12 protein-coding genes and 1 tRNA gene are annotated in these 13,377 nt (G+C 53.6%); all 13 read left to right on the top strand.

Annotated features, from left to right (window positions below):
- Positions 1–9: 9 nt before the first annotated feature.
- The 13 genes from flgC to queA all read left to right on the top strand — a co-directional run bounded on the left by flgC (position 10) and on the right by queA (position 13,375).
- The gene (gene flgC / locus Q4606_RS15255; protein ID WP_303595722.1) at positions 10–459 is read left to right on the top strand and encodes a flagellar basal body rod protein FlgC; all 450 of its coding nucleotides are present in this window, start codon (positions 10–12) and stop codon (positions 457–459) included.
- 19 nt (positions 460–478) lie between these two features.
- Complete coding sequence (locus Q4606_RS15250; protein WP_303595723.1) at positions 479–1,156, top strand: flagellar hook assembly protein FlgD; 678 nt, start codon at positions 479–481, stop codon at positions 1,154–1,156.
- Positions 1,157–1,182: 26 nt separating this feature from the next.
- Positions 1,183–3,114, top strand: coding sequence for a flagellar hook protein FlgE (locus tag Q4606_RS15245; RefSeq protein ID WP_303595724.1), 1,932 nt, complete (start codon positions 1,183–1,185; stop codon positions 3,112–3,114).
- A gap of 88 nt (positions 3,115–3,202) precedes the next feature.
- On the top strand, positions 3,203–3,955 hold the full coding sequence (locus Q4606_RS15240) for a flagellar basal body rod protein FlgF (RefSeq protein WP_303595725.1): 753 nt from the start codon (positions 3,203–3,205) through the stop codon (positions 3,953–3,955).
- A 91-nt stretch (positions 3,956–4,046) separates the two neighbouring features.
- Positions 4,047–4,835, top strand: a complete 789-nt coding sequence (gene flgG / locus Q4606_RS15235) for a flagellar basal-body rod protein FlgG (protein WP_303595726.1) — start codon at positions 4,047–4,049, stop codon at positions 4,833–4,835.
- Between the two features lie 60 nt (positions 4,836–4,895).
- Positions 4,896–5,597: a flagellar basal body L-ring protein FlgH gene (flgH, locus tag Q4606_RS15230; RefSeq protein WP_303595727.1), complete on the top strand. Its 702-nt coding sequence runs from the start codon at positions 4,896–4,898 to the stop codon at positions 5,595–5,597.
- The gene (locus Q4606_RS15225; protein WP_303595728.1) at positions 5,597–6,691 is read left to right on the top strand and encodes a flagellar basal body P-ring protein FlgI; all 1,095 of its coding nucleotides are present in this window, start codon (positions 5,597–5,599) and stop codon (positions 6,689–6,691) included. Before flgH ends, Q4606_RS15225 begins: the two co-directional genes overlap by 1 nt.
- Before the next feature lie 8 nt (positions 6,692–6,699).
- A complete protein-coding gene (gene flgJ / locus Q4606_RS15220; RefSeq protein ID WP_303608059.1) occupies positions 6,700–7,683 on the top strand; it encodes a flagellar assembly peptidoglycan hydrolase FlgJ in 984 nt (327 codons plus the stop codon).
- Between the two features lie 5 nt (positions 7,684–7,688).
- On the top strand, positions 7,689–9,743 hold the full coding sequence (flgK, locus tag Q4606_RS15215; protein ID WP_303608058.1) for a flagellar hook-associated protein FlgK: 2,055 nt from the start codon (positions 7,689–7,691) through the stop codon (positions 9,741–9,743).
- 19 nt (positions 9,744–9,762) lie between these two features.
- Entirely contained in the window at positions 9,763–10,983 is a 1,221-nt protein-coding gene (gene flgL, locus Q4606_RS15210) for a flagellar hook-associated protein FlgL (protein WP_303608057.1), read from the top strand.
- 82 nt (positions 10,984–11,065) lie between these two features.
- Positions 11,066–11,152: transfer RNA gene (locus Q4606_RS15205), tRNA-Leu, on the top strand.
- A 258-nt stretch (positions 11,153–11,410) separates the two neighbouring features.
- On the top strand, positions 11,411–12,037 hold the full coding sequence (locus Q4606_RS15200; RefSeq protein ID WP_303608056.1) for a hypothetical protein: 627 nt from the start codon (positions 11,411–11,413) through the stop codon (positions 12,035–12,037).
- Between the two features lie 225 nt (positions 12,038–12,262).
- Positions 12,263–13,375, top strand: a complete 1,113-nt coding sequence (gene queA / locus Q4606_RS15195) for a tRNA preQ1(34) S-adenosylmethionine ribosyltransferase-isomerase QueA (protein WP_303595733.1) — start codon at positions 12,263–12,265, stop codon at positions 13,373–13,375.
- Positions 13,376–13,377 lie beyond the last annotated feature (2 nt).

Below are 13,377 nucleotides of genomic sequence, written 5' to 3'. Positions count from 1 at the left end.
AGAATTATCATGTCACTGGGCAGCATATTCGATATCGCCGGTTCCGGAATGACAGCGCAGTCGCTGAGGCTGAATACAACCGCTTCAAACATTGCCAACGCAGAGACGGCGAGTTCCAGCACTGACACGACCTATCGTGCGCGGAAGCCGGTTTTCTCTGCCATTCAGCAGTCAATTCTGAACCCCGGGCAACAAGGATTTGGTGTTCAGGCGAGTGAGGATGCAGGTGCTGGCGTTCGTGTTGAGGGCATTGTTGAAAGCGATGCGGAACTGCAGATGCGCTACGAACCTCATCATCCGGCAGCAAATGAGGACGGATATGTGTTCTATCCCAATGTGAATGTGGTGGAAGAGATGGCAGACATGATGTCTTCCTCAAGAAGCTTTCAGATGAATGTAGACATTATGAACACGGCTAAATCCATGATGCAGCGCATCCTGACACTTGGTCAGCAGTAATGGGGCGGGGGATTGAATCATGAGTACAATTAACGCAACAGAAGCCTCAGATGTACTGGCTGATTATCGCAGTCAGACTCAGAGTGGCACCAGCAGCAATAGTGAGCTCGGCAAGAACGAGTTCATGGAGTTGATGCTGGCGCAGTTGAAAAATCAGAACCCGCTGGAGCCTCAGGACAACGGTGAGTTCATTTCCCAGTTGGCACAGTTCAGCTCGCTTGAAGAAATGCAGGCGCTTACCAGCACCGTTGATGATGTGGTCGGGCAGTTCCGCTCTTCCCAGGCGCTTCAGGCGTCAGCGATGGTAGGCAAAACCGTTCTCGCACCTTCCGAAGTGGGGATTCTCGGCGCTGAAGGCGAAATCTCCGGCAACATTGAAGTGCCTGCGTCCACTGGTGGTGTGCGCCTCTCTATTCAAAGCGCGAGCGGCGAGCTGGTACGTCAGATTGATCTGGGCAGTAGCTCCGCGGGAGTTATGGCGTTCAGCTGGGATGGCACAGATGGAAACGGCAACAGCTTGCCGCCGGGTCCATATCAGATTGTGGCTGAAGCCTCTTATTCTGAGGGTAGCGTTCAGCTTCCGACCCTTGTCAGCGCCAATGTAGATAGTGTGTCACTGGGCCAGAGTGGGTCGGTGACTCTGAACCTGGCGGGGATGGGCTCCATTGCGCTGTCAGATGTACAACAAATCAATTAATACCGGTGTCAGACCAGAGGTGAATTATGGCTTTTAATACAGGACTAAGCGGCCTGCGGGCGGCAGCGGTAGATCTGGATGTAACCGGCAACAATATTGCCAATGCCAGCACCGTAGGTTTTAAAGGCAGCCGAGTACAGTTTGGCGATCTCTATGCCAGTGGTTTTCTGAGCGGAGGCTCTGCACCGGTTGGTGACGGGGTGAACGTTCAGGACGTAAAACAGTCGTTCAGTCAGGGCAACATCAGCTTCACTGACAGCGGTCTTGATATGGCCATCAGTGGAGATGGCTTCTTTATACTGAATAATGGTGGCGAAACCCGTTACTCCCGGGCTGGTCAGTTCACCATCGATAAAGATGGCTTTGTGGTCAACGCTCAGTCCATGCGGGTCCAAGGTTACACCGCCGACGATGACGGTAACCTTTCCGGTATCCGTGGCGATCTTGAGATTGCTACCGATAACCTGGCGCCGCGTAGAACGACCAGCCTGACTACGGACCTGAACCTGGATTCCCGTGAGTCCGTGCTCGAATCCCGAGTACGGGATGTGGGACCGCTTGCATTCAACGATATTAGCGGTGAGCAGTTTGAAATCACCTATTCTGATGGCACTCCGAACTACTCTGTGGATCTGAGCCCGGCAACAACAGCCGGTGATATTGCAGACATTATCACCAATGCACCTGGCCTGAGTGCTTCAGCGACCACGACTGCGTCGATCGTTGATACCAATGTGCCCGCGGCCCCGCCGCTGACCGATTCCTATATTTCGGCAGCACAGACCGCAGGGAGCTTCTCGTTCAGCCTTAGTGTCAACAATGCGCCACTTCAGCTTGATACCAGCACCGCGACAACCTTGTTGGGCCTCAGGGACGCCATCAACCGCTCCAGCGATACCGCTATTTCGGCGTCTGTAGTGGATGATGGGACTGGCAATGACGTACTGCGGGTTATCCATAACCAGGGGGAAGATCTGGAGTTCAGTTATGGTAACGGTACTCCGGCTGATTCCGTAAGCACACCTATCACCGTATCAGGCGACGTGAATGTTACGGGTGACAGATCAATTGTTGGTTTGTCGGGCCTTGGAGCGGACACGGATTTTGCGGATGCGTATACCAATTCGCCTATCCGAATCACCAATGAGTTCAACCCACTGGATCAGCGTACTTATAATCACGCCACATCCACTTCTATCTTCGATAGCCTGGGCAACTCCCACGAAATGACTCAGTTCTTTGTGAAAGAACCATCTCCGGGGAACGGTGTGGGTGTTAGCCAGTGGTCCGTTTACCTGCAGATTGACGGTGAAATGGTTGCGGGTACCGACACTACGCCGTATACCGCAAGATTTGATCAGGACGGCACCCTGCAGTCCGTTGATGGCGATGCCAACGGCGAAATTCTCATCACCGACTGGATTCCGAAGGACAGCGACGGCCAACCCAACGGAGCGGACGGTCCTCCGCCGGCGGGCACTAATGTTGTTACGCCCATTCCGGAGCCACCGACATCATCGGCTTTTGTGTTGAGCCTCGGGGGTACAACCCAGTATGGCGCAGCGTTTGGTGTTGATGATCAGCGCCAGAATGGCTATACCACCGGTCGTTTGTCTGGCCTTGATGTCTCGGGTGAGGGAACACTGTTTGCCCGTTATACCAACGGCCAGTCGAAAGCTTTGGGGCAGGTGGCGTTGGCCTCGTTCAACAACACAAACGGCTTGTCGCCGATAGGAGATACCAGCTGGGTAGAAACGTTCGAATCCGGTCAGCCGATTATTGGCCAGCCAGATACAGGAACGCTCGGCAGTATCGCAGCCAGTTCGGTTGAGGAGTCCAACGTGGATCTTTCTGCAGAACTGGTGAACCTGATTATTGCCCAGCGCAACTATCAGGCGAACGCCAAAACGATCGAGACCTCCGATGCGGTCACCCAGACCATCATCAACCTCCGCTAAACAGGCTTTTGTCTGAATGTGGCATGACTCCTGCAAGAATGTCTGAAAGAGCACTGGAAACAGTCAAAATTCCGGCAGGAGTTGTCCCATGGACAAAGCACTTTATCTCGGTATGTCTGGCGCGAAGCAGAATATGCTTTCCCAGCGTGCCCATGCCAACAACCTGGCCAACGTAAGCACCACAGGTTTCAAGAAGGATTTTGCCCAGGCCCGCAGCATGCCTGTATTCGGGGAACATCATCCTACCCGTGCATACGCTATGGCGGAGCGCCCCGGCACAGATCTATCGGCGGGAGCACTGATGCAAACCGGCCGAAAAATGGACGTCGCCATAGAAGGCGAAGGCTGGCTGGCTATTCAGAACAACCTCGGTGAAGAAGCCTTTACCCGCTCCGGCAGCTTGCAAATTGATGTTAACGGCATGGTGCGGCTGGCCAGTGGCGAGATGGTTCTGGGTAACGGCGGACCGGTTGCCCTTCCTCCCTTTGATAATGTCCAGGTCGGTGCCGACGGCACTGTTTCTATTGTTCCCGTGGGTGGGCCCCCCGACCAGCTAGTAGAAGTGGATCGGTTGAAACTGGTCAATCCTCCCCCGGAGGCGCTGGAAAAAGGGCTGGATGGCTTTATTCATCGCAAGGCGGACCAGGCGATTGATGGTGAAGAGCCTGCCGATGCCACGTTGCGCGTGGCGTCTGGTTTTCTCGAAAGCTCTAATGTTAATGCGGTGGAAGAAATGATTTCCAACCTTCAGTTGTCCCGTCAATACGAGATGCAGGTGAAGGTTATGAGTACCGCGAACGAGAATTCCGAAGCAGCGGCACGGCTGTTGCAGAACCTTTGATAACTTTTGAAAAAAACGTGAAAACAACGCCAGCCTGGCGAAAAGCGGCAAATTTTGGCCGCAAACCAGGCATCGGCAAGGAGTAAAGACTATGCATCCGGCTCTATGGGTTAGTAAGACGGGTCTCAGTGCCCAGGACACCAACATGTCCACCATCTCCAACAACCTGGCCAACGTAAACACCACGGGCTTCAAGCGGGATCGGGCGGTATTTCAGGATCTGCTGTATCAGATCAACCGGCAACCGGGCGGTTTGAACACTCAGAACTCCGAGCTGCCCTCGGGCTTGCAGTTAGGTACAGGTGTGCGGGTAGTCGGAACGGCAAAGCAATTCAGCCAGGGCAACCTCCAGATTACTGAACAGCCTCTTGATGTAGCCGTTAATGGCCGTGGTTTTCTGCAGATCGAGCTTCCGGATGGTCAGACAGCCTACACGCGAGATGGTCAGTTCCAGCTCAATGCCGACGGCGATGTGGTTACACCGGATGGTTACCCACTCCAGCCGAACATTAACGTGCCGGAAAACGCTACAACCGTAACGATCGGAAAAGACGGTACGGTCTCCGCGATCACTGATGACCAGGCGGCGCCAGTCAATCTGGGCCAGATCACTCTGGTGAACTTTATCAATCCCCAGGGTCTGCAGGCGATAGGTAACAACCTGTTCAAGGAAACCAATTCCAGTGGCGACCCTGCTGAGGGCGAGCCGGGTCTGGCCGGGCTGGGTACGCTGGAGCAGGGCATGGTGGAGTCATCCAACGTGGAAGTGGTTGAAGAGCTGGTGAATATGATTACTACCCAGCGTGCTTATGAGATGAACTCTAAGGTCGTCTCCACCACAGACCAGATGCTCCAGTTTATTACCAACAACATTGGTTAATGCTTTGCCATGGCATGTTTTTGAGATGTCAGGCGCGCGAAAGAAGTGAGGAGTGAACTCATGAAACCGACTACATCAACCTGGTTAACCGGGCGGGCAGGGACTTTTCTGCTGGTCTGGATGCTGATTCTACTGCAGGGGTGTACCGCCATGAGCCGGCCGCGAGCTGTGCCGGATGATCCCGCTTATGCGCCGGTTCGAGCTCAGGCAATGATGCAGCGTGACCCGGAATCCGGAGCCATTTACCAGAGCTCCCGCAACTACAATTTTTATGGGGACACGGTTGCACTGAATATTGGAGACGTGCTGACGGTCACGCTTGACGAGTCCACCCGTGCAAGCAAGAACGCAGAATCTAGCATCACGAAAGACAACGAAATCACCTTGCCAGAGCCTACAGTGCTGGGAAAAAGCAATTTTGGCGTTGCTACTTCTATAACGAACGAGCGGGACTTTAGCGGCAAAGCGGAAGCTGACCAGAGCAACAGCCTTGCGGGCAGCATTACCGTCACGGTTACAGATGTTTTGCCAAACGGCGTACTGAAAATTCGTGGCGAGAAATGGTTGTCGTTGACCAATGGCGATGAATACGTTCGGTTGACAGGTCTTGTTCGGCCACAGGATATCGACCCAGGCAACATTGTGGCTTCCAACCGTATTGCGGATGCCCGAATTGCTTACGGTGGTACCGGTGATTTCGATCAGGCAAACCAGATGGGCTGGCTGGCCCGATTCTTTAACAGCGAGTGGTGGCCTCTGTGATGATACGTCGATGCGTAGTTCTTTCGCTGATGCTTGCGGTAATGGCGGCGCCAGTGTTGGCCGATCGCCTGAAGGATCTGGCGCGAATCAAAGGCGTGCGCAACAACCAGCTCGTGGGCTATGGGCTGGTGGTGGGGCTGGATGGTACGGGTGACAAGGCGCCATTCACTAATCAGACATTTCGCAACATGATGAACCAGTTCGGTATCACCCTGCCGGACGGGGTGAACCCGAATCTTGCCAATGTAGCGGCCGTAACTGTGAGCGCGACTCTGCCGCCGTTCGCCAAAGCGGGCCAGGAAATAGATATCACGGTTTCGTCCATTGGTAACTCGGATAGTCTGCGAGGCGGTACTCTGCTTATGGCACCTCTTAAAGGTGCTGATGGCAACGTTTATGCCATGGCTCAGGGCAGTCTTGTTGTCGGCGGGTTTGGTGCTGAAGGGCTGGACGGCTCGCGTATCACTGTAAATGTTCCCAGCGTTGGCCGCATACCAAACGGTGCCACGATTGAACGTGAAATCGCCTCTCCTTTTACTCGTGGCGACACCATCACTTTTAACCTGATGCGCCCCGATTTCACAACGGCTCGCCGAGTGGTGGAAGTGGTCAATGAGAATCTGGGACCCGATATGGCCTATGCCCACGATGCGACATCGATTTCTGTGCGCGCCCCCCGTGACCCTTCGCAGCGTGTGAGCTTTCTTTCCATTCTGGAAAACCTTGAAGTGGATCCTGCGGAAGATGCTGCAAAAGTCGTTATCAATAGCCGTACGGGCACCATTGTAGTGGGGCAGAACGTTCAGGTGAGCCCAGCGGCTGTTACTCACGGCAATCTCACAGTGACTATCCAGGAAAACCCGGAAGTGCAGCAGCCCAATCCATTTGCTCTTGGTAACACTGAGGTTGTGCAGGATAGCCAGATTGCTATTACCGAAGACCCGGCTCGCATGTTCAAGTTCGGGCCGGCGGTTACGCTGAACGACATTGTTCAGGCTGTGAATCAGGTTGGTGCCGCACCCGGCGACGTTATGGCGGTACTGGAAGCCCTGAAGCAGGCAGGCGCATTGCGCGCCGAGCTTATTGTTATCTAGGTGACATGATGCAGGATTATCAGCTTCAACAGGCCAGGGTATACACAGATTTCAGCGGGCTGAATGCACTGAAAAACGGTGCCCGTGACGATAAACAGGCGGCGCTTGAGGAAGTGGCGCGTCAGTTTGAAAGTATCTTTCTGTCTGAAATGCTGAAGTCCATGCGCAAAGCAGGAGATGTGCTTGCTGAGGGTAACTACCTCAACAGCAGCCAGTCGGAATTCTACCGCGACATGTTCGACAGCCAGATGAGCCTTACCATGTCGGGCGGGCAGGGCACCGGGCTTGCTGATGCTCTGGTGCGGCAGTTGGGGAAAGACATTCCCGGAATCGATAAAGAGGGAGCGCTTCTCGCATCTCACAAAACTGTACTGGCGGATTATGAACGTAGCATACCGCCACTGTCGCCCCGCCTTCCTGAGCGAGTTGAAGAAGTCTCAGAGGTTGAGGTCGATAAAAACCCGGCGGCGTCTCCTGAGGCACAAAAAATGCCGGAGCAGTTCGATTCTCCTGAGCACTTTGTGCGCACGCTTTTGCCTGTTGCAGAAAGCATCTCTGCGGATACAGGTATTGATCCCAAATTGATGGTGGCCCAGGCAGCTCTGGAAACAGGATGGGGTAAGCACATGATCCGGGGCGATGGCAGCCAGCACAGTTATAACCTTTTCGGTATCAAGGCTGACAGTCGCTGGGAGGGTGATGCGGTAACCATCACCACTACCGAGTTCCGTGAGGGTGTTCCGATGAAAGAGCGCGCGGATTTCCGGGCTTACCCGGATTACGAATCCAGCTTCCGGGACTATGTGTCATTCCTCGAGTCGAATCCCCGGTATCGGGATGTGCTCGCAAGTGCCGATCAACCAGAAGTTTTCGCGAGGAAGTTGCAGGAAGCTGGATATGCCACTGATCCTCAGTACGGTGAGAAAATCAATCGGATTATGAACCGCGATTCGTTGATGACTCTTTCAATGAGCAATGGGGCCGGGGAGTAATTATTATGGCGGGACTGCTAGGTATTGGCCTGACCGGTATCCTCGGGCATCAGAGCGCTTTGAATACCACAGGCAACAACATCACCAACGCGAATACGCCTGGTTACAGCCGGCAGGAAGTGGTGTTCGAAACCCAGCAAGGGCAGCGCACTGGTGCCGGAACCATTGGTTCAGGCGTCAGCGTCGTGGATATTCGCAGGCTGGCGGATGAGTTTCTTGTGCAGCAGGTGCGTGAAGACAGCACGCTGACGGGTGAGCAGCAAACACTGAATTCCGAGTTGAGCCGGCTCGACAACTTGCTGGGTGGTGAGACTACGGGCCTGAATACTGCCCTGAATAACTTCTTTGCAAGTCTGCAAAACGCCGCGGAGGATCCCACCTCGCTACCGCAGCGACAGCTGGTATTGAGTGAAGCGCAACAGGTCGTTAACCGTTTCCAAGCCCTTAGCCAGGAATTCATTCAGCAGCGGGAGTCTGTGAAGACTCAGATGCAGCAGGGTGTTGAAGATGCCAACGCTCTGCTGAACAGCATTGCAGACCTTAATCTGGCGATTTCTGAATCTCCGGGGCTAGCCCAGGGCCAGATGCCGAATGAGTTGTTGGATCAGCGGGATGAAAAATTGCGCCAGCTCTCTGAGCTGGTGAGCATAAAAGTGACTGAAGCCGAGGGTAGCCAGGTAAACGTTTCCCTCTCCAATGGCCTTTCCCTTGTAGTTGGAAATAATGCGGCACAGATGGGCACCCGGAGCAGCTCGGAAGATCCGACGCGTCTGGAGTTTACGCTATCCAATGGTGGTCGCACCCTTAACATAGATGAACAGATCTCCGGCGGTAAGCTCGGTGGGCTGAAACGTTTCGAAAGCGAAGCGCTGAAGCCGGCGTTTGATGAGTTGGGGCGGATCGCGATTGGCGTTGCTGCCAGCATGAATCATCAACACGAAATCGGTATGGATCTTGAGGGTGATCTGGGTGGTCTGTTTTTTAACGACGTTAACGACCTGGCAGTTCAGCGAAGCCGTGTTGTGGCGAATGCAGACAACCAGTTGCCAAATGATGGGCAGTTGGCGGTCGAAATTACCGACAGCAGCAAACTACCGGCCGGAAGCTGGACGCTGCAGTTCAGCGGCGACGGGCGTAATTTTGAGCTTATCGACGAGGCGTCCGGGGAAATTGTTAATCAGGGCCGGTTGCCGGATCCCGTTCAGTCCGAAATTACCATGCCGGGTTTCAATATCCGGGTAGAAGGTGGAAGCTTCAACGCTGGCGACAAGTACCTGATTCAGCCCAGCCGTAACGCAGCAGAATCAATGGGGCTGCAGGTTGATCGGGAAGAAGATCTGGCGTTTGCCAGCCCTATTCGCGCCACTACCGGCGATCAAAATGTGGGAACGGGACAGATCGATCAGGGCACTATGCTGGATGTGCGCAGCCCGTTTACCGGCTCACTGTTGCCGGGGTTTCAGACGGCGGGTGATTTAGCGAATGGGCCTTTAACCATCTCTTTTGAGGCGGGCGGTTCTACGGGCATGATGTACGTCGTAAAGGGCCCTGAGGCAGTTGCTGGGGATCCTTCTTCCGCACCTGTTATTGGTTCGCCAAAAGAGTACACCGGCGGCAATATCAATTTGGTTTTCAGTAGTGACCCTGCTGCGGGTGATGATTACCAAGGCTACCAGTTCAAGTTAACAGGCCAGCCGGCAATAGGCGACACCTTCGAGATTAACTACAACAGCAATGGTGTCTCGGATAACCGGAATGCCGAACTAATGGCTGCCCTGGGCACCGCCAATACACTCAACGGCAATAGCCAGAGCTTCACGGAAGGATACGCGGGCCTTGTTGAGGATATCGGCGTTAAAACTCGCCAGAGCCAGTTTGATCTGGAAGCTGGTAATACTCTGCTGGAGCAATCGTCTGCCCAGCGGGAGTCGGTCTCGGGGGTAAACCTCGATGAGGAAGCCGGCAAACTGATTCAGTACCAGGCTGCTTATAACGCCTCAGCGCAGGTGATTTCGGTGGCCCAGGATTTGTTCGATACGCTGTTGCAGACGTTCCGGTAACAGATAGAGGTGATGTGACATGATCAGGATTTCATCACAACAAGTGTTCTCAAGCGGTATTAACCGGTTGCAGGAGCTAAACAGTAATCTGAATAGCACCCAGCAGCAGATATCCACGGGTAAGCGGGTTAATAAGCCCTCGGATGACCCGGTGGCTGCGGCCCGCATTCTGAAGCTTGACCAGGAGTTATCCCGGGTTAGCACTTATGAGCGCAACGTGGATCTGGCCGACAACCGTCTCAGCCAGGAGGAGAACGCTCTGGAAAGCTCCATAGATATACTCCAGAGAATTCGTGAACTAACTGTCCAGGCAGGCAATGGGTCTCTGTCCGCGAATGATCGCCAGTCCATTTCCTCGGAAATTGAAGAAAGGCTGGGGCAGTTGGCCAATATTGGCAACACCCGGGATGCCTCTGGTGAATATATTTTCAGCGGGTTTCAGGGCTCTGTGCAGGCTTTTCAGCAGAACGAGGAAGGGAGTTACGTCTATCAGGGTGACGAGGGCCAGCGCGTTCTTGAAATCGATGATGGCGTTACCGTCCCGATCAGTGACAATGGCAAGGGTATTTTCGTGAATATCCCGGCCGCTGCAACCGGAGAATACACCACTAATGTTTCAGGTGGATTTATATCCGGAGTGTCAGTTGTCAATGAGGCTGACCTTAACGCAGCCTTCAGCGGTGGCTTTCCCGGCGATATTTCGCTCACAGTCGACGCTGCCGGTATTATTCAGGCCCAGGATAGCCAAGGTAATGCACTTGCCGTTACCCCTGCTACTTATGAAAGTGGTGAACCCTTCGTAGTTGCCGGGGTTGAAGCCACTATTGCCGATATAACGCCGGGCGCAGGGGACTCTTTCACGCTGAAGCCCAACGAGCGGCAATCGGTATTCGGCACCATCGAAAACCTTATTGCGGGGCTAGAGTCCATCGATAAGGGCACGCCAGAGGGTCTTGCCGAATACGATGACCTTATCGCTCAGTCGCTGGTAAATCTCGATAATGCCCAGGAGAGCATTCTCCTCAAGCAGACAGAGTTGGGCGGGCGCATGAATGCGGTTGAATCCACCAGGAACTTCCTGGCAGATTCGTCGGTGTATACCAATGAGATCCGCTCCCAGCTACAGGATGTGGATTACGCGGAAGCGATCAGCAATCTCAGTTTTCAGAGCTTTGTGTTGCAGGCTGCGCAGCAATCCTTTGCCCAGGTTTCCCAGTTGTCGTTATTCGACCGACTGTAAATGTGAGGGGCCGTGAAAAAACTCGCGTCTCAGCGTGTTGCTTTCACGATCAGGCTCAGTATAATCTCCCCCTCTCTTCGATGGCGGCGTGGTGAAATTGGTAGACACGACGGATTCAAAATCCGTTTCCTTAACCGGAGTGGCGGTTCGAGTCCGCCCGCCGCTACCAAAACTTGATTTGAGATCAGTTTCCTAGAGAAAAATTAAACCAGCTTCCAGGCTGGTTTTTTTGTGTCTGTTCGGTTTCTTCGATAATTGTCCGAAGCAACAGATGAGATGTCTGGCTAATTTTTCGGGTGCTCACCATAGCTCTGAACTACAATGATTGTCGGAACAGCGTGTCATTAATACAGCAAGGGTGGCTAAAGAAACGGCTGTCTATGGGCTACAGGGAATTAAGAGGGCAAGTATGAAGGGATCTACAATAATGAAATATATCTGCTTTTTTTTCGCAGCAATTTTGGCCGGGTGCGCCAGCTCCGGCACAAAGGTCGAGCGCATTGATGCGGTTGCGGAAGTAGATAAAAACTACAGCCGTGTTCTGGTATTCGCTGTAACGCAAAAAGAGCACAATAGGTCGGCTATGGAAACCGAGCTTGTGGCGGAACTGAACAAGCATGAATTCGAAGCTAGTCGCTTCGAAATGCAGAACTCAGAGATCCCCTGGGGTGACCCGACCCGATTACAGAACCTGATTGCTGAGGATGCAAGAAGCGGCGAATACGATGGTGTACTGGTGGTTTCTCTGATCAGCAAGCATCGCGAATCCCGATATGTTCCGGAGCAGGTTATTCACCAGCCTGTTGTTACATCTGTTGGGCCACTGGCATCAACCACTTATATGGAAACTACAGTAGTGCCAGCAGATTATGAAGAAACCATAAGCTATGCGTTGAAATCGACGTTGTTCGACACGGACTCTGCCAAGCCCGTCTGGCAGCTGTATTCCAGTACAGTTGATCCGAAAAGCATAGACGTTGCCGCCAAAGATTTCGGAAAGGTGATAGTTAAAGCACTTCGAAAAACCTTGCCCCATGCAAAGAAGGGTAACTAAGGCCGTGTCGACCTAACGGTTTGATTGTGCCTTGGCGCGCACTGCCAAGGGCGGTGTGGTTGTAACCGAGCTGGTGCGCATGCCATACTACGCCGCTTTCGTAAGTGGTTGAGTTTAATTAAATCAGTCACTTACGAAAATTAACCAGCAGCGGCCCGGATCTTGAATTGGCCCGCCGCTACCATATTCAAGTCGCATAGTGCGACGTCGTGAACAGTCCGGTCCATGAACGTCTCCGATTTTCACTTTGATCTCCCGGACGAACTCATCGCCCGGTACCCCCTAAGAGAGCGCAGCGCTTCCCGTCTTCTATGCCTTGAAGGTACGACAGGCGATACTGTGCACCGTTGTTTTACGGACCTTCCGGATTTGCTGCAGCCAGGCGATCTGCTCGTTTTCAATGATACTCGTGTGATACCGGCTCGCCTGTTTGGCAAGAAAGAAACCGGCGGTCAGGTTGAAGTATTGGTAGAGCGCGTAATTGATGAACGTAACCTGGTGGCTCATGTTCGGGCGTCTAAAGCCCTTAAGGATGGTCAAAAGGTCATTCTTGAAGACGGTACTGTACTGCGCATGACCGGCCGTAGTGATGCCTTGTTTCATCTTGCGAGTGAGGCTGATGAGGCAGTGCTGGATATGCTGGAGCGTATTGGGCATATGCCTCTGCCGCCTTATGTTGACCGGCCAGATGAATCTGCGGACCGGGAGCGCTATCAGACAGTCTATGCCAGGGAAGCCGGGGCCGTCGCAGCTCCGACGGCTGGCCTGCATTTTGATGAAGACGTGTTAGCGGCTCTCAAAGCGCGAGGGGTGGAAAGCACATTCGTTACTTTGCACGTAGGGGCTGGAACCTTTCAGCCTGTACGCGTAGACCGTATCGACGAGCATGTGATGCACAGTGAAATAGTCCATGTGCCCGAGGCGGCGGTAGAGGCGGTTAATCGCACTCGTGCCCGGGGTGGCCGTGTAGTAGCCGTTGGGACAACCTCAGTGCGGTCTCTCGAGTCTGCAAGCAGGGGAGGTTTTTTGCGCGCTTTCCGGGGCGAAACGGATATTTTTATCCATCCCGGCTACCGGTTTCAGACCGTCGACGCGTTGGTTACCAACTTCCATTTGCCAGAATCCACACTGATCATGCTGGTGAGCGCGTTTGCGGGCTACGAGCATGTGATGCGTGCATACCACGAAGCTGTTGACGAAAAGTACCGGTTTTTCAGTTATGGCGATGCCATGTTCATAACCGGACAGGAGCCGAGCAGGGGAATGCTGCTTGGAGTACCTGATGAGCCTGCACAGGCAGGCACTCAATCACCACTTGATAGCGGAGACAAGTCTTGAGC

The organism is Marinobacter sp. 1_MG-2023 (assembly GCF_030549045.1).
Classification (GTDB): Bacteria; Pseudomonadota; Gammaproteobacteria; order Pseudomonadales; family Oleiphilaceae; genus Marinobacter.
The sequence above is the reverse complement of the archived record's forward strand: the minus strand, read 5'-3'. Positions and strand labels throughout refer to the sequence as shown.